The organism is Silvimonas sp., from assembly GCF_031291215.1.
Classification (GTDB): domain Bacteria; phylum Pseudomonadota; class Gammaproteobacteria; order Burkholderiales; family Chitinibacteraceae; genus Silvimonas; species Silvimonas soli.
In genome coordinates, this window is record NZ_JARLJK010000067.1 from 1 (window position 1) to 21,014 (window position 21,014).

General features: G+C 57.3%; 17 protein-coding genes. 13 read left to right on the plus strand and 4 right to left on the minus strand.

What is annotated here, in order from left to right; translation table 11 throughout:
- Positions 1-264 precede the first annotated feature (264 nt).
- The 7 genes from aroC to mltG all read left to right on the plus strand — a co-directional run bounded on the left by aroC (position 265) and on the right by mltG (position 8,324).
- A complete protein-coding gene (gene aroC, locus P4L78_RS09715) occupies positions 265-1,380 on the plus strand; it encodes a chorismate synthase (RefSeq protein ID WP_283148403.1) in 1,116 nt (371 codons plus the stop codon).
- A 23-nt stretch (positions 1,381-1,403) separates the two neighbouring features.
- Positions 1,404-2,060 carry a DUF4136 domain-containing protein gene (locus P4L78_RS09720; RefSeq protein WP_309327820.1) on the plus strand — a complete coding sequence of 219 codons (657 nt, stop codon included), beginning with the start codon at positions 1,404-1,406 and terminating at the stop codon, positions 2,058-2,060.
- Positions 2,061-2,123: 63 nt separating this feature from the next.
- On the plus strand, positions 2,124-2,960 hold the full coding sequence (hpnD, locus tag P4L78_RS09725) for a presqualene diphosphate synthase HpnD (protein WP_309327822.1): 837 nt from the start codon (positions 2,124-2,126) through the stop codon (positions 2,958-2,960).
- A gap of 16 nt (positions 2,961-2,976) precedes the next feature.
- Entirely contained in the window at positions 2,977-4,281 is a 1,305-nt protein-coding gene (hpnE, locus tag P4L78_RS09730; protein WP_309327823.1) for a hydroxysqualene dehydroxylase HpnE, read from the plus strand.
- 2 nt (positions 4,282-4,283) lie between these two features.
- The gene (locus P4L78_RS09735) at positions 4,284-5,039 is read left to right on the plus strand and encodes an SDR family NAD(P)-dependent oxidoreductase (RefSeq protein ID WP_283148407.1); all 756 of its coding nucleotides are present in this window, start codon (positions 4,284-4,286) and stop codon (positions 5,037-5,039) included.
- A gap of 278 nt (positions 5,040-5,317) precedes the next feature.
- Entirely contained in the window at positions 5,318-7,285 is a 1,968-nt protein-coding gene (locus tag P4L78_RS09740) for an ATP-dependent DNA helicase (RefSeq protein WP_283148408.1), read from the plus strand.
- On the plus strand, positions 7,245-8,324 hold the full coding sequence (mltG, locus tag P4L78_RS09745; protein ID WP_309327825.1) for an endolytic transglycosylase MltG: 1,080 nt from the start codon (positions 7,245-7,247) through the stop codon (positions 8,322-8,324). Before P4L78_RS09740 ends, mltG begins: the two co-directional genes overlap by 41 nt.
- A 734-nt stretch (positions 8,325-9,058) precedes the next feature.
- On the opposite strand, the gene P4L78_RS09750 is transcribed toward mltG, so the two are convergent.
- The 4 genes from P4L78_RS09750 to P4L78_RS09765 form a co-directional block, all read right to left on the minus strand.
- The gene (locus P4L78_RS09750) at positions 9,059-9,859 is read right to left on the minus strand and encodes an amino acid ABC transporter permease (protein WP_283148410.1); all 801 of its coding nucleotides are present in this window, start codon (positions 9,857-9,859) and stop codon (positions 9,059-9,061) included.
- Positions 9,860-10,019: 160 nt separating this feature from the next.
- Positions 10,020-10,775, minus strand: coding sequence for a basic amino acid ABC transporter substrate-binding protein (locus P4L78_RS09755; protein ID WP_283148411.1), 756 nt, complete (start codon positions 10,773-10,775; stop codon positions 10,020-10,022).
- Between the two features lie 569 nt (positions 10,776-11,344).
- The gene (locus tag P4L78_RS09760; RefSeq protein WP_309327826.1) at positions 11,345-14,626 is read right to left on the minus strand and encodes an Rne/Rng family ribonuclease; all 3,282 of its coding nucleotides are present in this window, start codon (positions 14,624-14,626) and stop codon (positions 11,345-11,347) included.
- 306 nt (positions 14,627-14,932) lie between these two features.
- Positions 14,933-15,289: a hypothetical protein gene (locus P4L78_RS09765; protein WP_283148412.1), complete on the minus strand. Its 357-nt coding sequence runs from the start codon at positions 15,287-15,289 to the stop codon at positions 14,933-14,935.
- Positions 15,290-15,330: 41 nt separating this feature from the next.
- Here P4L78_RS09765 and P4L78_RS09770 point away from each other — a divergent pair, with 41 nt between their 5' ends.
- The 6 genes from P4L78_RS09770 to P4L78_RS09795 all read left to right on the plus strand — a co-directional run bounded on the left by P4L78_RS09770 (position 15,331) and on the right by P4L78_RS09795 (position 20,992).
- Positions 15,331-16,353, plus strand: coding sequence for an RluA family pseudouridine synthase (locus P4L78_RS09770; protein ID WP_309327827.1), 1,023 nt, complete (start codon positions 15,331-15,333; stop codon positions 16,351-16,353).
- Between the two features lie 8 nt (positions 16,354-16,361).
- Positions 16,362-17,018, plus strand: a complete 657-nt coding sequence (locus P4L78_RS09775) for an HAD-IA family hydrolase (RefSeq protein ID WP_283148414.1) — start codon at positions 16,362-16,364, stop codon at positions 17,016-17,018.
- Entirely contained in the window at positions 16,997-17,365 is a 369-nt protein-coding gene (locus P4L78_RS09780) for a Rieske 2Fe-2S domain-containing protein (RefSeq protein WP_283148415.1), read from the plus strand. The genes P4L78_RS09775 and P4L78_RS09780 overlap by 22 nt, the downstream gene beginning before the upstream one ends.
- 71 nt (positions 17,366-17,436) lie before the next feature.
- Positions 17,437-18,381, plus strand: a complete 945-nt coding sequence (locus tag P4L78_RS09785; RefSeq protein WP_283148416.1) for a S49 family peptidase — start codon at positions 17,437-17,439, stop codon at positions 18,379-18,381.
- Positions 18,382-18,445: 64 nt separating this feature from the next.
- Positions 18,446-19,237, plus strand: coding sequence for a flagellar motor protein MotD (motD, locus tag P4L78_RS09790; RefSeq protein WP_309327829.1), 792 nt, complete (start codon positions 18,446-18,448; stop codon positions 19,235-19,237).
- Positions 19,238-19,243: 6 nt separating this feature from the next.
- Entirely contained in the window at positions 19,244-20,992 is a 1,749-nt protein-coding gene (locus P4L78_RS09795) for an ATP-binding protein (RefSeq protein WP_309327830.1), read from the plus strand.
- Positions 20,993-21,014 lie beyond the last annotated feature (22 nt).

A 21,014-nucleotide genomic window follows, 5' to 3' on the forward strand; every position in this document is an offset into this window, starting at 1 on the left:
ACGCCTTCCCATCCCGAACAGGACCGTGAAACGACTTAGCGCCGATGATAGTGCGGATTACCCGTGTGAAAGTAGGTCATTGCCAGACACCCTTTTGAACGCCCGGACAGGAACCTGTACCGGGCGTTTTGCTTTGCACCGCCAGGCCGGGCAGGAGCCTGCAGGTCGATACGGCTACGCTGCCCGCCATCATGTTAAAATCGAACTCTTTCTCAAGTTTCAGACGGCGCGGTCCGATCTGAGCGCGCAGCTCCAGGAGTTACGATGTCCGGCAATTCGTTTGGTTTGCTCTTCAGCGTCAGTTCTTTTGGTGAATCACACGGCCCGGCAATTGGCTGCGTGATTGACGGGTGCCCTCCTGGGCTGGAGATATCCGAGGCTGATATCCAGCTTGAACTGGATCGCCGCAAACCCGGCACTTCCCGCCACGTAACCCAACGCAAAGAGCCGGATACCGTCGAGATCTTGTCGGGTGTGTTTGAGGGTAAAACCACCGGTACACCGATTGCCTTGCTGATCCGCAACCAGGACCAGCGCAGTCAGGATTACGGCAAGATCGTCGAAACCTTCCGCCCAGGTCACGCTGATTACACCTACTGGCACAAATACGGTATCCGCGATTATCGCGGTGGTGGCCGTTCTTCTGCGCGTGAAACTGCTGTGCGCGTTGCGGCAGGTGCAGTGGCCAAGAAGTGGCTGAAAGAGAAGTTTGGGGTGGTGATTCGTGGCTATATGAGCCAGCTGGGCGAAATCGAGATTCCGTTTGAAAGTTGGGATCAGGTGAGCGACAACACCTTCTTTGCGCCGAACAACGCCATTGTGCCGCAGCTCGAAGCTTATATGGACCAGATCCGTAGCGAACGTGATTCGGTCGGCGCCAAGATCACCGTGGTCGCGGAGCAAGTGCCGGTGGGATTGGGCGAGCCGGTATACGACCGCCTGGACGCCGATATTGCCTACGCCATGATGGGTATCAACGCGGTAAAGGGCGTGGAAGTCGGAGCTGGCTTTGATAGCGTGGCCCAGCGAGGGTCAGTCCACAGCGATGAGCTAACTCCCGAAGGGTTTGCCAGCAACCATGCAGGTGGCGTACTGGGCGGGATTTCCACCGGTCAGGACATCGTCGTCAATCTGGCCGTGAAGCCGACATCCAGCATCGCGCAAGAGCGTCGTTCGATTGATAAAGCGGGCAATCCGGTCATGATGGCAACAACTGGCCGCCACGATCCGTGCGTCGGTATCCGCGCCACGCCGATTGCCGAGGCAATGCTGGCTTTGGTGTTGATCGATCATGCCCTGCGTAATCGCGCGCAATGCGCCGATGTTGAAGTCAGCACTCCGCGTATTCCCGGCTCAATTGGTGGTGCCGCAACGCGTTAATCACCCTGCGAGAGGTGTATCAGATGAAACGCTATTCACTGGTCTGGCTGGTACTGCTGTTGGGTGTGTTGGCAGGGTGCGCCACGCAGCCACCGCAGTTTGTGGCTCAGGTCACGGTCCGGCACACCCTCGCCAGTGATGTCGCTGGCAAACGCTTTGCGTTCTCACACACCGTTTCGCAATCGCAAAGCCTACTGGATAAAACTGCCGAACAGGACGTAGCCGATCAGTTGACGGTGGCAGGTCTGATTCCCGCCGACAACCCGCAACAGGCCGATTGGCTGGTTTTGCTAAGCTACGGTGTCGACAATGGACAGATTGTCGTTACTCAGGAGCCGGTCTGGGGCACCGTGGGTTATGGCGTGTTCTACGATTGGTATTCCACGCCAGGCGGGCGGGTTTACGTGCCGCGATATTATGATCAACCGGGCATCGTGGGTACGCAGTCGATCCAGAGCACGGTGTTTACACGCTTTTTGGCGGTAGATATCACGGATCGCAAATTGCTGGAGCAAGGGCGGTTTGCCAAGTTGTATGAAGGCAAGGCGGTAAATCGCTCGGCCAGCCAGGATCTGGATTGGGCGTTGCCTTGGTTATCGCGCTCGTTGTTTCAGAGCTTTCCCGGATTTTCTGGCACCACCAATACCGTGCGTTTGATACTGCCACCTGCGCAAAAATAAGCGCGCCAGCAAGGTTGGGCGCTTTTCGCTACAATTGCGCCAACTTTTGCCGGACATCAACTTGTGACGCCAGATCAGTATTGCGAAGATAAAGCGGCCCAGAGTGGCTCCAGTTTCTATTACAGCTTTCGCTTTTTGCCGTTGACCCAACGTCGCTCTATTACCGCACTCTATGCGTTTTGCCGCGAAGTCGACGACGTGGTCGATGAAACTCACGACGAGGGTGTTGCTCGCACCACGCTGAACTGGTGGCGTAATGAAGTCGACAATCTTTATGCGGGTTCTCCGCAGCATCCAGTGACTCGCGCCTTGTTGCCAGCAATCAAAGAGTACGATCTGGCACGCGAGTTGTTTCTGGAAGTCATCGACGGTATGGAGATGGATCTCGATACCGCGCGTTATGCCTCTTTCAAAGATCTGCAACTCTACTGCTATCGCGTGGCGTCGGTCGTCGGCCAAATGGCTGCGCAGATTTTCGGTTACTCGGATCGCAAAACGCTCAAGTATGCACACGACTTGGGGCTGGCGTTTCAACTGACCAATATCATTCGCGATGTCGGTGAAGATGCCCGCCGCGGACGGATTTACCTGCCGGTAGATGAGCTGCAGAAATTCAACGTACCAGCCGCGGATATTCTCAACTTCCGCGAAACAGACGAGTTCCGTGCGTTGATGGAATTCCAGATTCAGCGTGCCGAACAATATTACGCCACCGCCATTGGCGAATTGCCGCCGGTGGATCGCAAGCGCCAGCGTACTGGCTTGGTGATGGCGGCAATTTATCGGGCTACGCTGGAAGAAATCAAACGCGACGGCGTCACCAAAGTGCTGAACCAGCGCCTGAGCCTGACACCGATTCGCAAATTGTGGCTGGCCTGGCGAACTTGGTGGATCGGTTGATCCGCATCGTTCTGAAATGACATCACCGAATATAGCGGTCATCGGCGGCGGATATGCGGGCATGGCGGCCGCAGTGGAACTGGCAGCGCAGGGCATGCAGGTTGCCGTGTTCGAGGCCGGCCCGGTACTGGGTGGCCGTGCGCGCAAAATAAATATCGATGGGCGTGATCTCGATAACGGTCAGCATCTATTGATTGGCGCCTACACCACCTTGCTCGGTCTGATGGACCAGGTGGGCGTGAACCGCAGCGCAGCGCTGTTGAGTACCGCGCTGGATTTGCGCGTGTTGCCAGACTTTCATTTGCGCTGCCCGGATTGGCCTGCTCCTCTGCACCTGCTTGGCGGTTTGCTCGGTGTGCAAGGGCTGGATTGGCCGGCGCGGCTGGCGTTGATACTGGCTATCACCAGAATCCGGCTGGCGGGTTGGCGGCTGGCTAGTGATGCCACCGTGCAGGACTGGCTGGTAAGCCAGAAGCAGCCCGCAGCATTGATCGAGCAATTCTGGAAGCCATTGACCGTTGCGGCGTTGAACACGCCGATTGAGGCGGCGTCAGCGCAGGTGTTGCTCAATACCCTTCGCGATAGCCTGGGCGGTGGGCGAGCGGCCTCCAGATTGCTGTTCCCGAAGGTGGATTTTTCGGCTCTTTTTCCTGAGCCAGCTGCCGAGTTCGTCCAGAACCGTGGTGGTTCGGTGCATGTGGCTTGCGCGGTAAACAGCCTGCAACAGCGCAATGGGCAATGGTGGCTTAATGACCAGACCACATCATTTGATGGCGTGGTGGTTGCGCTGCCACCGCACCGGCTGAGCATGATTGCGGGGCCGGGCGCGGATCACCCGCTGGCTGAATGGGCGAATGTTATTGCGGATTGGGAATTCCAGCCGATTGTGACGCTCTATTACCAATACCCGGCAGAAATTGCGTTGCCGCAACCGATGGTAGGGTGTTCAGGTGGTTTGTGCCAATGGGTGTTTGATCGCAATCAAACCCACGGTGAAGCTGGTTTGATTGCGGTGGTGCTCTCGGCCAAAGGCATGCACAGTGGCTGGTCGCAAGCGGAGCTTGCCGACAAAGTCGCCGCCGAATTGACCGATAGTTTTGGCTGGCCGGCACCGCAGTGGCAGCGCGTGATCAGCGAAAAGCGCGCCACGTTTGCCTGCACTCCCGATCTGGTTCGCCCGCCGAATGCAACGAGTGATGCATCACTTTGGCTGGCAGGGGATTACACGGTTTCAGATTATCCGGCCACGCTGGAAGGCGCGGTCAGAAGTGGTTTGCAAGCGGCGCGCGGTATTGCGGCTGCTTTGAAAAAAGGATCGTAAGAATGGATTGGAAAACCGCACAGCCCGCAGCGGGCGATTTCAAAGACCGCGTCATTCTGGTGACGGGAGCAGGGCAGGGTATCGGCCAGGCTGCAGCTTTGGCGTTGGCCCAGGCTGGTGCAACTGTGGTGCTGATGGGCCGCAATGAGAAAAAGCTGGCCAAGGTCTATGACGCGATCGAGGCGGCGGGCGGGCCACGTCCTGCCGCTGTGCCGATGGATTTGGCCAAGGCCGGGGAAGCCGAACTGACTCAGCTGGGTGTGGTGCTCAACAAGGAGTTCGGCCGTCTGGATGGCATCCTGCATGCTGCCAATGGCTTCGCGCATCTGTCGCCGCTGTCCAATCAAAAGCTGGATGAGTGGATGGAGCAGTTCCGCGTGAATGTGGCGGCCCCTTTTGCCATGACCCGCGCGCTACTGCCGCTGCTGGCGGCGGCGCCAGATGCGTCGGTACTGGTGTTGGGCGAAACCCACGGACTGGACCCTAAAGCCTATTGGGGTGGTTATGCCGTCTCCAAGGCCGGTCAGCAAACGTGGGTCAAAATTGCGGCGGATGAGTGGGACAATCAAGAGAACTTGCGCATTAATTTGCTGGTGCCAGGTCCGATCCATTCACCGTTCCGCACTAAAACCCATCCCGCAGAAGCCTGGTCTACCTTGCCAGAAATTGCCGCCATCGTGCCCTCGCTGTTGTATTGGCTCGGCCCGCAGAGTCGTGGGCAAAGCGGGAAGGTTTTGCGCTTCAATGAGCTTGCCTAAGCAAGTAACCTAATGTAAATATTTACAGTGTTGGAACTGTGCAACAATCTGGTACTCTCACTACCAGACTACTTGACATTAGTTGCCAAGGCAGTGCCGGTCCTCCAACCGGTTGGGGTGAGCACCCCACATAGCGTCTCCTTCTTATTTGGCTGATGGGCCCCGGTAAAACGGGGCTTTTTTTTGCCTGCTGATCCCGCGATTTTTTTGATGCACCCTGGCGCGCGATAACCCGCCGCGACTGGTAAAATTGCGCGTTAACCCCACCGCAGACCTTCATGGACCTGGAATCTCTCTTTGCAACGGACGGCCCCTTTGCGCAAGCCTTCCCTGGCTACAAGCTGCGTCAGCAGCAGCTGGAGATGGCCCTCGCCGTGCAGTCAGCGATTGAGGAAAAAGGCCAACTGATTGCGGAAGCGGGTACGGGCACAGGGAAGACCTTTGCCTATCTGGTGCCGGCGATTCTGGATGGTGGCAAAGTGATTGTCTCCACTGGCACCAAGACGCTGCAGGATCAGCTGTTTCAGCGCGATATCCCGCTGGTACGCGACGTGATGCGCGTTCCGGTCACCGTGGCCTTGCTCAAGGGGCGCGCCAACTACGTGTGCCATTACCACCTTGAGCGCGCCAAACATGAAGGCCGTTTCCTGCGTAAAGAAGATATCGCGGATCTGCGCCTGGTCGAGCGCTATGCCAAGGTAACGCAGTCCGGCGACAAGGCGGGCTGCGCTGGCGTGCCGGAAGACGCGCCGATTTGGCCTTATGTAACGTCCACGCGTGATAACTGCCTGGGTAGTGATTGCCCCAATCACAAGGATTGTTTCGTCCTCAAGGCCCGCAAAGAGGCGCAGGAAGCCGATGTGGTGGTGGTTAATCACCACCTGTTCTTTGCGGATGTCTGGCTGCGCGATGAAGGGGCGGGCGAGTTACTCCCGGCCTGCAACACCGTTATTTTCGACGAGGCGCATCAATTGCCGGAAGTCGCAAGCCTGTTCTTTGGCGAGACGGTGACCAGTGGCCAATTGATTGAAATTGCCCGCGATGCGCGCAGCGAAGGGTTGGTCATCGCCAAGGACTTCGTCAAATTGCCGCAGGCGGCCGAAGCGCTGGAAAAATCCGTACGTGATTTCCGTCTGATATTCAAACCGGAACCGGGGCGTTTTCCCCTGCACCAGGTCAGCGAAATGCCGGGCTTTGCAGAGGCTCTGGCGATCATGCTCGAGTGCCTGACCACGCTGCAAACCCTGCTGGCCGCGCAGGCCGAGCGGGCTGAGTCGCTAGAGAATGCCGCCCGGCGTGCACACGAATTGCGTGAGACGCTGTTGCATTGGCAAGCTGGCGACGATGAAGAGGCCGTGCACTGGATCGATATCCTGTCGCATGGCTTTATGCTGCATGCCACGCCGTTGAATATCGCCAAGGTATTTCAGAAGCAACTGCGTGCCAATCCACGCGCGTGGATTTTTGCCTCTGCCACATTGGCCGTAAATGGCAAATTCACTCATTACCAACATGAACTGGGTCTGTGGGATGCGCAGACCGGGTCGTGGGATAGCCCGTTCGATTACAAAAATCAGGCGGTGCTTTACGTGCCGCCGAATATGCCTGATGCCAATACTCCCGGCTTTACCGCCAAGGTGGTAGAGCGGGCATGGCCGTTGCTGCAGTTGACCCAAGGGCACGCCTTCTTGCTGTTCACCTCGCTGCGGGCCATGCGTGAGGCGCATGAACTGGTTACCGCCTTACTGAAAGAGCACAACCTGGATTGGCCGGTGTTGCTGCAAGGTCAGGGATCACGCACCGAGCTGCTGGATCAGTTCCGCCGAGCGCCCAATGCCATTCTGGTGGCCAGTCAGACCTTCTGGGAAGGTATCGACGTCAAGGGGCAGCAGTTGTCGCTGGTCGTCATCGACAAATTGCCGTTCTCACCGCCGGATGACCCGGTACTGGCGGCGCGGATTGAACAAATGAACAAGGAAGGGCGCAGTGCCTTTGTCGACTACCAGATTCCGCATGCCGCAATTGCCCTGAAGCAGGGGGCAGGTCGGCTGATTCGTGACGAAACCGACACCGGTATCCTGATGATCTGCGACACGCGGCTGGTCGACAAGCCTTATGGCAAACTGCTGTGGAAAAGCCTGCCACCGATGTATCGCACCCGCGAGTTAGACACCGTTAAACGTTTCTTTGAAGCCAAACGCAACCATGCCACGCAGCAAGCCCAGCCGCTCGATCAAGACCAATAACAAGCCCGTTTCCCGTTCTGGCCGAGTGTTCGGGCTGATTTTGCTGCTTCTGCTCATCGGGGCAGTGCTGGCAGGGATTCTGGCCTACAACGTAGTCAGTGTGCCGCAACCGCAGCAAACGCCGCTGGACTTCGAACTGGAGCCGGGCAGTGGCCGCAAGGTGGCCGAGCAGTTGCAGGCGCAAGGGGTGATCGAGTCGCCGCTTGAGTTCCGGCTATTGGCTCGTCTGACCGGGGCCGAGCGCAAACTCAAGGCGGGCAGCTATACCTTGACCCAGCCGATCAGTCTGCTGGATCTGTTGCGCAAGCTCACGGACGGCGATACCGCCATGTTGTCGTTCACGCTGGTGGAAGGCGCGAATTGGCGCACGCTGCGCACCGCGCTGGATGCCAATCCGGACTTGCGCCACGAGACCCAAAATATGAGCGACAGCGACTTGCTGGCAGCGCTCAAGATTGATGCATCCAGTCCGGAAGGGCAGTTTTTCCCGGACACTTACCATGTGGATCGTGGTAGTTCTGACCTGAAACTGCTGGTTCGTGCGCACGAGCGGATGCAAAAGAAACTGGATGCGGCCTGGCAAAAGCGCGCGCCCGACTTGTCTTTGAAAAGCCCGTACGAAGCGCTGATCATGGCTTCGCTAGTTGAGAAAGAAACCGGGCATGCGCCGGACCGCCCCATGGTGGCGGGCGTCTTTCTGAACCGCCTCAAAACCGGCATGCGTCTGCAGACTGATCCGAGCGTGATTTATGGCTTGGGCACCAGTTACAACGGCAGTTTGCGCAAGTCCGATCTTGAGGCGGATACACCCTGGAATACCTACACTCGTGCTGGCCTGCCGCCCACGCCTATCGCCAATCCAGGCGAGGCTGCCTTGCTGGCAGCGGTGCAACCCGCCAACACTCGCGCGCTGTACTTTGTATCGCGCGGCGATGGCAGCTCGCAATTCTCGGAAAATCTGTCCGAGCATAATGCGGCAGTGCGAAAGTACATTCTGAGCGCTCCTGCCAAGCCCGCTGCGGCTTCGATCTCCCCTTAATCCATTCGGATTTTGCATTTGCGACCGCCTGCGGGATGGTTGCAAATGCGAATGTAGTTAAATTTTTCACACTACCAAAAAGTGCTTGCCTTTTTATCTGCGCCAGGCAAAAATCTCGTCCATGTTTTGCGTTGCAGCATCTGCCTTCGTAATCTTCGTTTTGCTTGTGCTGTACTGGATTACCACTATTGAAGTTTGTTGTCTGGTAGCTGAAACCGGCTCTGGCATTGGCTCTCAAGCTGATGGTGGCGTGAGGTCCAGATATGGATAGCCATATGGCATCCAGCGACGCGTGGTTTTTCGGTGTATGTCGGGTCGATTTAAGGCAAGTGGATTGTAGCTTTTAATTGTCGATCACAATGAAATGATCGATTTTTTTCGGCTTGCAGATGTAGCATCTTTATTTCTATTACAGATGGCGCTATTTGCCGCTGAAGATGCGATCGCATTGCATGGTTTGTTGAGTTATTTACCGGAGTAATTTGAGTACGCTACTTCGGGTTACTGGTTTACGCAGCAACGGGGTTGTCGACCGCGCTGGTAATGATGGAGCACGACTGTTTCCTGTCCTACCGATTTTGGCTTGGCACGGCCGAATCGGGAATTCGGAGCCACAACCTCAGGGTTGTGGCTTTTTTTTATCCAGCATCTGCCTGTGCCACATGAACCCCTTAAACAAAAAAACCTGCGAGTTGCAGGTTTTTTTGTTGGTACAACAAGAACAAGTCGTAGCCTTACTGGATGCCGCCACTTGCCAGGAAGCGCTTCTCCAGCTTGTGCACGCCGGTGGCCATGACCATGGTCAGCACCAGATACACCAGCGAGATGGTGATATAAGGCTCCCAGAAGCGCGAGTAAACACCCGCAACGGTGCGCGCAGCGTAGGCTAGCTCGGCCAGACCGATGGCCGACACCAGCGAGCTATCCTTGAGCAGCATGATGGCTTCGTTGCCTAGTGGCGGCAGCATGCGACGAAACGCCTGTGGTACCACCACATGGCGCATGGTTTGCCAGTAATCCATACCCAGCGAGCGGGAAGCCTCGGTCTGCCCACGTGCGATGGATTGAATCCCGGCGCGAAAAATTTCGGTGATATAGGCGCCGGCATTCAGAGTCAGGGCCACCAGGCCAGACATGAACGCGCCGTAATCCTGGCGCAGCATCATGGCGCGATCGCCGCTAATCAAAATGCCGTCGGTAGGGTGGACCAGCAGAGGCATGACCGCAAAGTGGATCAGCATGATCTGCACAAACAGGGGGGTGCCGCGAAAGAAGGTGACGTAGGCCGTGGCAGGCCAGCGCGCAAAAATTCGTAAAGGCCATTTCCATGGGCCGTGGGTCACATTGGACAGGCGGGCCATCCCGGCAAACAGCCCGATCAAAGTACCAAAAAACACCGCAAACACGGTGATCAACAGTGTCATCTGGGCGCCGTCGATAAACATCTGCCGGTATTCCCAGATCATCTGCAGACGAAAGTGTTCAAGCGGCGGCACTGCGTGTTGCACCTGTTCCCAGAATTGGTTGAAGTCCATGTTGTGTTATCCGGCTCAGGTGAAAAGGTTTGAAAAACAATAATTCATAAAGCACAAACGGGGCGAATCACATGTCTTGTGAGTGTATTCATAAAAAGAAGCGCAAACGGCAACCGCTTGCGCTTCTTGTTTTATAACGGCAAATCCGGGTTATGGCCGATTACTTCGCGCCAAAGTACTTTTTGTAGATCTTGTCGTAGGTGCCGTCAGCCTTGATGCCAGCGATACCCTTGTTCAGCTTGGCCTGCAGGTCTTTGTTGCCTTTCTTCACGGCAAAACCGTAGAACTCTTTTGCAAAAGCGGCATCGTCAATGGTCTTGAGCTTGGCGCCTTTGTTGTTGGTAACGTAGTTCACCACCACGCCGTTATCGGCCACTACAGCATCTACGCCACCAGACAGCAGTTCTTGAATGGCCAGTGGGGTGGATTCAAAGCGCTTGATGTTCGGGCTGGTTTTGCCTTGCAGTTTTTGCACGACTTCATCGCCGGTGGTACCGGTTTGCACGGCTACTTTCAGGTTCTTCAGGTCGGCGAACTTTGTCACCTTGCTGGTGCCGGAAACGGCAATCAGCTGCTTGGCTTCAAAGTATGGATCGGAGAAATCCATGGTTTGCTTGCGTTCATCAGTGATGGTCACTGCCGAGCTGACAATGTCGCGATCACCGGTGGAAAGCGTGGCAAAAATGCCTTCCCACGGAGTGTTGATGAATTTCACGTCAAAGCCGGCTTTGGCTGCAACAGCCTTGAGCACGTCAACGTCAAAACCGACCACTTCTTTCTTGTCGTTCATGGATTCAAACGGCGCGTACGAAGCGTCGGTGGCAACTTGGTAAGTCTTGCCTGCGGCAAAGACCGGGCTGGCCAGAACGACGGATGCGGTGAGAGCAGCAAACAGTTTGCCGAACTTGTTATGCATGGCGAAATACTCCTCGGATAGCCTGGTTGATTTTTTCAAGTCACATTATGAGATCAGGCCAGAACAGGCATAAGCCGCAACTGGTCCTGCGCGCTACTTGGTTTGCTCGCATGGCCTTCGAGCGTAAGTTTGCTGCCCCGCTACCGCAATCAGGAATATCCCCTGGCGCAGTAAGGTTGCTGGGCGGCATTGCCAATGGGCTTGATTAAAGCAATATTTTTACCAGCATGGTGGCTTCCGGGGCCAAGTGTGGCGCTATTGCTGTAAGTCATTTCCCTGGTGTGGCTGTATTAATGGCCTTCTTCAGCGACAGACGCATGCCAGTAGGGGTGATTTGCGCCATTTAGATGCGGATCATGTCGTCATGCAGAAGGCTTTCCGGCTGGTCGAAGAGATGATATTCACCAAAATGGTGCCCGTTACCAAGACCATATGCAGACATGCACCAGCGCCGTCATACGATCGATGAAGGACGATCCAACACGAGCGTAGCAGCGGGTCGTCCCCGGTTTGATCTGGACATAAAAAAACCGCCCGAAGGCGGTTTTTTTCAAGCTGCGAAATACAGCTTAGTTGTTGCGCGTCTCGATTTGCACCAAGGCTTCAGCTGTTTGAGCAGAAGGTGTCTCTGCGGTCGCTGCACGCCGGGTCCGGGTTTCTTCTGCAGTTGCAGTGACAGCCTGGACTGGAGCGGCTGCCGCAACGGTTTCCACTTGTTGCAGTGCTTCGCTCGTGCTGGTCGAGGTAGCGCCGCTGGCCTGGCTGTCGCGACGACGGCGGCGAGCAGGAGCTGCCGGGACTGCCACGGCAGGTTCTGCCGCAAAGTCCTGACGAGTTGCTACCAGAACCAGGCCTACTTCTTCAGGCGTGGCCACAACCAGAGTCGGTGCGGTCGGAGCTGGCTTGCTGGTGGTCACCGATGCGGCCTGTGAGTCATCAAACAAACCAGGTTGCAGTGCTGGCGACGCAGCAACTACCTCGGCGACGGTGGCTTGTACAGTCTCGGCAGCCGGTGCCGGTGCCGGTGCGGCAGGGGGCACTTCCGCTACAACTGCGGGTGCTGCCGGTGCTTCAACGACAGGCTTCGGTTCTGCAGCAACCGGTACCGCAACTGGCTCTGCAGCAACCACAGGGGCTGGAACTGCAGCCGCTGCTGCTGCGATTGGTGCGGTGTTGCTGGCTGCCGTCGCCAATACGGTAACTACTGTTTTCGCAGCACTTGCGGCAACTTCCGGCGTGGCAGCTGCCACTGGTGCAGCTGCTACAACTGGTGCTGGTGCGGCTTCAACGACAACCGGAGCTACCGGTGCAATGACTTCCGGAGCAGGTGCGCTTGCCACTGGCTCGGCAATCACTGGAGCAACCACTTCTGCAGCCACAACTTGTGCTGGAGCAGGTGCTACCGTTGCTGCACTGATTGCTGCAGCCCAGTCGTTTTGCACTGCATCGGGCGTTGCGGCAACGGCGGTTTCAACCACTGCAGGCGCTTGCACTGGGGCAGCGGCTTCGGTGCCCTCTACCTGGTCCGCGGCAATTGCGCCTTCCACATTGGTGGTTTCGGTGCGATCCCGGCGATCACGGCGACCACGACGACGACGGCTGCGGCCTTCGCCTGCTTCCGCTGTAGCGGATTGCTCAACCGGCGCGCCTTCTGCTGCGACGTTGCCGACTTGTGCGGTCAGAACTTCTTTCTCTTCCGCTACCGGCTTGGGCGCACGTTCTGGGCGAGGAGTGCGTTCGCCACGGGGTTGGCGTTGCTCTTGTGGCTGTTCAGCGCGTTCGGTTTGCTGACGATCGCCACGTTCTGCCCGTTCACCACGGTTACGGTCATTGCGCTGCTCCTGGCGAGCGGCGCGGGCGTTCATGTCTTCTTCAATGCGCGGCTTGCCACCACCGGCCGGACGACGCTCGTTCTGACGCTCCGGACGATCGCCAGCCGCGCGGTCTTCACGCTCGGCGCGGGGACCACGGTCATTGCGTTGTTCAGCATTGCGCTCACCACCGCGATCATTGCGATCACGACGGCCGCCTTGACGGTTTTCGCCGCCACGGTCATTGCGGTCGTTACGGCCGCCATTGCGCTGACCGTTGGCTTGTTGTGGGCGCTTGGCCGGTTGTGCGGCTGGTTCTGCTGCAGCTGGTTCGCCACGGAAGAAGTTGACGATGCGGCTCCACAGGCTCGCGCTGGCAGGTGCTGCCGCAGCGGCGGGCGCTGTTTCGCGCTGCACCGAAACCGGCGCAGGTTGCGCTGGCGTGATGCCCTTGACCGCAGCTTCCTGGCGCTTGGCCATTTCCTGCTTGGCTTGACCTGGTTGATAGCCTTCTTCCGGCGGTGTTTCCACCATGCGGTAAGACGGCAGTGCTTCGTCGGTCTGGTTCAGGTCATCGTGACGCAGGCGCACCACGGTGTAGTTCGGCGTTTCCAGGTTGATGTTCGGGATCAGCACCACGTTCACTTTCAGGCGCGATTCAACCGTAAACAACTCCGTACGTTTTTCGTTCAGCAAAAAGGTGGCGACATCCACCGGCACCTGCGCATGGATCGCGCCGGTGTTTTCCTTCATCGCTTCTTCCTGGATGATGCGCAGGATGTTCAGGGCGGACGATTCGGTACCGCGAATGAAACCCGTGCCATGGCAGCGCGGGCAAGCAATGTGGGTGGTTTCTTCCAGCGAAGGTTGCAGTCGCTGGCGAGAGAGTTCCATCAAACCAAAGCGGCTGATCTTGCCGGTCTGCACGCGGGCACGGTCAAAGTGCAACGCTTCACGCAGGCGGTTTTCAACTTCGCGCTGGTTCTTCGGGTTTTCCATGTCGATGAAGTCGATGACGATCAGGCCGCCGACGTCGCGCAGACGCAACTGGCGGGCGATTTCATCAGCCGCTTCCAGGTTGGTGCGAGCGGCAGTTTCTTCGATGTCCGAACCCTTGGTGGCGCGAGCCGAGTTCACGTCGATGGAATACAGCGCTTCGGTCTTGTCGATCACGATGGCGCCGCCGGAAGGCAGGTTCACTTCACGGGCAAACGCGGTTTCGATCTGGTGTTCGATCTGGAAGCGCGAGAACAGCGGCACATCGTCTTGATACAGCTTCACGCGATTGACGTTGCCCGGCATCACGTGGCTCATGAACTGACGAGCTTGTTCGTAGATGTCGACCTTGTCGATCAGCAACTCGCCGATATCGGGCTGGAAGTAATCGCGAATGGCGCGGATCACCAGGCTGGATTCCTGATAGATCAGGAACGCGCCGGTCTGGCCACCTGCAGCACCTTCAACAGCACGCCATAGTTGCAAGAGGTAGTTCAGATCCCACTGCAGTTCTTCGGCGCTGCGGCCAATGGCGGCAGTACGCGCGATCAGGCTCATGCCTTGCGGGGTTTCAAGCTGGTCGAGCACGGCGCGCAGTTCCTGACGCTCATCACCCTCAATGCGGCGCGATACGCCACCGCCACGCGGGTTGTTCGGCATCAAGACCAGGTAACGACCGGCCAGACTGATATAGGTGGTGAGGGCAGCGCCCTTGTTGCCGCGTTCGTCCTTTTCAACCTGGACGATCAGCTCCTGGCCTTCGCGCAGGGCGTCGCCTGGGCGAACCCGGCCGCCTTCGCTCGCGTCGGCATAGTAGGAGCGGGCAATTTCCTTGAAGGGAAGAAAGCCGTGGCGCTCGCAGCCATAGTCTACAAAGCAGGCTTCGAGACTGGGCTCGATGCGGGTAATGACACCCTTGTAGATGTTGGACTTGCGTTGTTCTTTGCCAACGGTTTCGATGTCGAGGTCAATCAGTTTCTGACCATCAACAATGGCAACGCGCAGCTCTTCAGCCTGCGTTGCATTGAACAGCATACGTTTCATTTGTTCTGGCTCCCGCACGCACTCGCACGGCGGAAACCCGGGGCAACAACGCCCGCAGTCCGTCAGTCAGGACGCCACTATTCAATAACCACCGGTTGTAAGGCGGGGGCAGGGCGGTAAAAGAACGGAACAGGGTGAGGGCGTGTGTGCAATCTCCTTGCTACGCGCCCGCTTCTGGCGGACGTCGGAAAAAACCGGGTGTGGGTATAGCGCAAGCTTTGGTGGAGCTGGCGGATAATAACCTTGTGAGTGCGTGAATCTGTTAAATGCGTTTTCGTCGCTGCTTGGGTCCAGTTGCGGACTCGGTCAGCAGGCAGATGTCACAAGCGCCTCGAAATCCACAGTCGTAAGCTGTACACTTCGTCTCTTTGCCAATGGCATCGCCGCCTGCATCAGCATCCAGTCAACATAAAATGAAATTGTTGAATTGGCTGCGTTCATTGCGGTGAGCGAGATTAACCGCTTCCCAAATCCGGGGTTCGAAGCGAGCACGTCAGGCGATTCCCGCGCTACATTCCGTGCCTTCGACCAGTGTCGATACAGCGGAAACGGTACGATGAAGTACGGCGGGAAGGCGATCGCCAGCGTATGCAGGGCGTTGAACCAAAGAACGGGAAATTGCGTTGCAGCGGGCTTCGCGGGCAGTTGGCCGGCGAATGTCACATCAATGTCATGCTGCAACGTGTCACAGAGTATAAGTCAATATGTCTCAGACTAGCAAAGCGTCTGTCAACTTTATCGAAATCACCGAAGAACAAGCCGGACAGCGGCTTGATAACTTCTTGTTGCGTGAGCTCAAAGGTGTTCCGAAAAGCCGCGTTTACAAGATCATTCGCGGCGGTGAGGTGCGCATCAACAAGGGTCGGGTAGACGTGACTTATCGGCTGGAAGCAGGCGATATTTTGCGCGTGCCGCCGGTGCGTGTGGCCGATGCGCCTGATACTGCGCCAGCGCAAGCGGCCAGCCATCGCGTGCATCTGGATATCCTGTTTGAAGACGACGCCATTCTGGCCATCGACAAGCCGGCTGGCCTGGCTGTGCATGGCGGGTCTGGCGTGAGCTTTGGCTTGATCGAATTGCTGCGCGCGCAGCGTCCGGACGCGAAATTTCTGGAACTGGTGCATCGGCTGGATCGCGAGACCTCCGGCATTTTGCTGGTCGCCAAAAAGCGCAGCGCGCTGGTCAAGCTGCACGACATGCTGCGTGACAATCATCGTATCGATAAGCGCTATCTGGCGATGGTCGCTGGTGTCTGGCCTGATGACAAACGCCATCTGCGCTACAAACTCTTCAAATATACGACGCCCGCTGGCGAGCGCCGGGTACGGGTGACGCCGGATGGTCAGGAATCACACACGGTGGTGTATCGCCGCCGGGTGGGGCAGCAATATTCGCTGGTGGAATGCGAGCTGAAAACCGGCCGCACGCACCAGATTCGCGTGCATCTGGCCACGGCAGGTTTTCCAATTCTGGGTGATGAAAAGTACGGCGATTTCACGCTCAACAAGCAATTGCCGCGCGAAGGCCTCAAGCGGATGTTCCTGCACTCCTGGCAACTGACGCTGGAACACCCACTCACCGGCGAAACCATGAAGCTTGAAGCACCCGTTCCCGTTGAGCTGGCGAAATTCGTTGATGACAACACCGCACCGGCTACTGTTAAAAAAGAAGCTGCAGTTGCGCCCAAACCCAAAACGTCTCCTGCCAAACCCAAAGCCGCCAAGTGAGCCAGCGCATGCCCCAACGTTTTGATTTGCTGGTGTTCGACTGGGACGGCACGTTGATGGATTCAACCGGGACCATCACTCAGGCCATCCAGAGCGCTTTTGGTGATGTGGGTCTGGACGTGCCATCACACGAACAAGCCAGTTATGTCATCGGCTATGGGCTGAAAGAGGCCATGCAGTACCTCGCACCGGGCGTGGATGATGCAATGGTGGCGCGGATTGTCGACGCTTATAAACATTACTATCTGGCGCGCGACCAGCACCTGGTGTTGTTCGAGGGTGTGGCCGAAGCATTGCCCAGGTTTCGCGAAGCGGGCTTCATGCTGGCGGTGGCGACAGGTAAATCGCGGGCCGGGCTGGATCGTGTGCTTAAAGCCACGGGCCTGGCGCATTTGTTTGAAGTGACTCGCACTGCCGATGAAGCTTTTTCCAAGCCGCATCCGGCCATGCTTGAATATATTCTGGACTTCACCGGCGTCATGCCCAATCGCGCCGTAATGATTGGTGACACCACGCACGATCTGCAATTGGGCAAGAACGCGGGGACGGCCAGTATCGCCCTGAGTTGCGGCGCGCATCCAACCCCGGCGTTGCTGGTTGAACAACCGCTGGCGCACTTTGATCGTTTCTCCGAGCTTGCTACATGGATATTGAACGAAGCCTGAGCACCCAGGAAATTTGCGACAGTACGGCCTTGGTCGAGCGCGGATTGGGTCAGCGTTTTACCGTGACACTGTATGGTGAGCCGCGCGAAGCCTTTGCTGTGCGCTATCGCGGCCACGTGTATGCCTATCTGAATTCCTGTGCGCACATTCCGATTGAACTGGATTACCAGCCCGGCGAGTTTTTTGATCTGAGCCACAACTATCTTGTGTGCGCCACGCACGGTGCCTACTATGCGCCGGAGACCGGCGTTTGCCTGGGTGGGCCATGTCCGGGCCGCCGATTGCAACCGGTGGCGGTGAACGAGACCGGCGGCAAGGTATACTGGCTTGCCAATGTCATTGAATGACCATTGTTCCGGCCTGAACCGCAGCCGCCAGCCGGCTGTGCAACGATTGAATCCAACAGAGACTTGAAACCATGCAGGAACAACAACCCTGGGAACGCCAGGTACTGACCGATCTGTTGCAGGCCGGTCTGAAAGAACAACGTCGGGCGCGTCGCTGGAACATTTTCTTTCGCCTGCTGGGCTTTGGTCTGCTGATTGTGATCATCGGCCTGTTTATGGGCTGGTTTGGCAACAAGGAGCTGGAAAGCGTCAGCACCGGCCCGCATACCGCCATGGTTTCCATGAACGGCGAAATTGCTGCCGATGGCGAGGCCAATGTCGAGAACGTACTTGATGGCCTTACTCAGGCCTATGACGATAAAAATACCAAAGCAGTGATTCTGAGCGTCAATAGCCCGGGTGGCAGCCCGGTGCAGGCGGGTCAGCTGCATGACGAAATGGTGCGGCTCAAGCAAAAGTACCCGAACATCCCCTTGTATGTGGTTATCGGCGATATCTGCGCGTCTGGCTGCTATTACGCGGCAGTGGCGGCTGATCGTATCTACGCTGATAAAGCGTCGATGGTCGGGTCGATCGGCGTGTTGATGGATGGCTTTGGCTTTACCGGCACCATGGAAAAACTCGGCGTCGAGCGCCGTTTGCTGACCGCTGGCGTGAACAAGGGTTTTCTTGATCCGTATTCGCCGCTGAGCCCAGAACAAAAAGGCAAGGCACAAGCCATGCTGGACGAGATTCATCAGCAGTTTATTGATACCGTCAAAGCCGGGCGCGGCAAAAAGCTCGCGCTGGATAACCCGGACCTGTTCTCCGGTCTGGTATGGACTGGCACGACCGGCATCAAACTGGGTCTGGTCGACGCGCTGGGCTCGGTTGATAGCGTAGCGCGCGAGGTAATCAAAGTGCCGGACGTGGTCGATTTCACGCCGCAACCAGGCTATTTCGACCGCTTTGCCCGTCGTATTGGTGTGGCGGCGGCGACGCAACTGGGTAGCCAGTTGAAAGTATCGATCCATTAAAAGGTTTGATTGTTTTATCTTTGATTCATTCACTTGTTGAGTTGGTTAACCAAGGCAGAGCGCGATGGCACGCAGAAAGCGGGAGGAAGAGCATGAAAATCATGAACGCTGGCTGGTTTCCTACGCCGACTTCATGACCCTGCTGTTTGCCTTTTTTGTGGTGATGTACGCGATCTCCTCGGTGAATCAGGGCAAGTACCGGGTGTTATCCAACTCGCTGATCAATGCTTTTCAGAACACCAACAAACCATTAATCCGGGTAGCGTCACAGGCAAGCTCGCAGATCGCCATCGCCCGGCCGATCCCGGATAACAAAGCATCCGATGTTCATCTGGAAGAGCAAACCCGGCAGATGCGGGGAATGGCCTCGGACTTGCGCACCTTGCTGGAGCCGCTGATCCAGCAAGGCAAAGTGCGCGTCACCCAGTCCCGGCGCGGCATCGCGGTAGAAATCAGTAACAGCGTACTGTTTGATACCGCCAAAGCCGTGTTGCAGCCGGATTCTGTTGCGGCACTCAAAGCCGTGGCCCAACGGATTGCCAGTACCAGCAACCTGATTCAGGTAGAAGGCAATACCGACAACCAGCCGATCAAATCTACCCAGTATCCGTCGAACTGGGAGTTATCCTCCGCGCGCGCCGCGTCGGTGGTGCGTTTGTTTGTCGATACCGGCATCATCCCCGAACGTATGGTGGCAATTGGTTATGGCGAGTATCGACCGGTCGAATCCAACGACTCGGTCGATGGCCGCGCTCGCAATCGTCGGGTGACCATCAATATCCTGGCCGACAGCCGCGATGATGTGGCCGTGCTGCCGGGGCCATCGCCTACCGCTGCACCGGCTCCGGCGCCTTAGCCGTTTATGGCTTCAGTCTTTTTGCGCGATCCCCATGTGGTCTGGCGGACCACACAACTGTTATTTCGCAATGCCCGGCTGGCGCAAGTCACCAGTCTGATCAATGCCAGCTGCCTGGCGTTTGCCTTGCGTAATGACGTTGCACCAACCGTGCTGTTCAGTTGGTGGGCGGTCATGGCGTTGATCCTGCTGAGCCGTTTGTGGCTGGCTGAGCGCTATCGCCAGTTGCAGCCAGGCCCGGAACAGGCTCGTTACTGGCAGGGCCGGTTTTTTGCAGGCGTGATTCTCGGTGGTGTGGGCTGGTTCGTGGGTTGCTTGTGGTTTGGCATGCAGGTCTCCGAAACGGCCCGCTTTTTTATCGCCTTGTTACTGGCCGGAATGGCCGCCGGCTCCTTGCCTATTCTGGCACCATCGCGTTGGGCGTTGCGGGTCTACGTGGCTTTGCTGATCTCGCCGATGTTGGTGTTTGCAGTAGTGCATCCGGGTCGTTTTGGTACGATGTTTGGTGTGCTGCTGCTGATGTTTATCTTCACCCTGCTGCGCAGCGGCAGTGAATACCATCATGTCTTGATCGAAACCATTGGCCTGGATCAGGAAAAAGGCCGACTGGTGGCCGACCTTAAAGCCGCAACCGAAGAGCTGGAACGAGTAGGGCGGGCCAAGGATGAGTTCCTCGCCGCGATCAGTCATGAAATCCGCACTCCCATGAACGGCATCCTGGGCATGGCGCAGTTGCTGGCCAGCCAGCCATTGCCGGAATCGCAGCGCGAACAGGTGGAGGTGATCCGGGCCTCTACCGACGCGCTGCTGGCGCAAATCAATGGCGTGCTGGATTACTCCCGCATTGAAGCCGGACACCTGGAACTGGCTCCTGCGCCGTTTGCGCCGCAGCAAGTGCTGGACGATCTACAGCGCATGTTTTTGCCGCAAGCCCAAGCTCAGGGTTTGCAGTTTATTTGCCACATGCATGACGATGTCCCGGCCGTATTGCTCGGCGACGCGACTCGCCTCAAACAGATTCTGGTGAACCTGGTCGGCAATGCCCTTAAATTCACCCGGCACGGACAAGTGGTAATCAACCTTGCGGTGCGCGAACGCTGGGAAGGCCATGTCATGCTGGTCGGTACGGTCAGCGACACCGGTCCGGGGATACCGCCGGAAAAGCGCGAAGCGATTTTTCTGCCGTTTACCCAGGCGGATAGTGGTGTCGCGCACAAATACGGCGGAAGCGGATTGGGGCTGAGTATTTCGCGGCGTCTGGTGGGATTGATGGGCGGACGCTTGTGGGTGCAAGACAATCCGGCTGGTGGCAGCGTCTTTGGCTTTACCGCTCAACTGGGCGTTAGCGGTGAGCCACTGCCGCACGATCCTGTCACTCTGCCCGGACACGCGCTGGACATACTGGTGGTGGACGATAACGCCGTGAACTGCCTGGTGGCGCGGCGCTTTCTGGAAAAACTCGGGCATCGCGTCACCGTGGCTCACGATGGCGATGCGGCGCTGGCGCTGGTCATCGATCAGCCATTTGATCTGGTGCTGATGGATGTGCAGATGCCGGTTATGGATGGCCTTACCGCGGCCTGGCATATCCGGCAATTGGAACGCGAGATTGGTGCCAAGCCGGTGCGCATCGTAGCGCTCAGTGCCAACACTTCCGATGCTGATCGCGAAGCGTGCATGGTGGCGGGGATGGATGACTTTCTCGAAAAACCAATGCGGCAGGTAGAACTGGCGGCGCTGCTCGGGCGGTTGTAAATCCGCTTTGGACGGAAAGGCT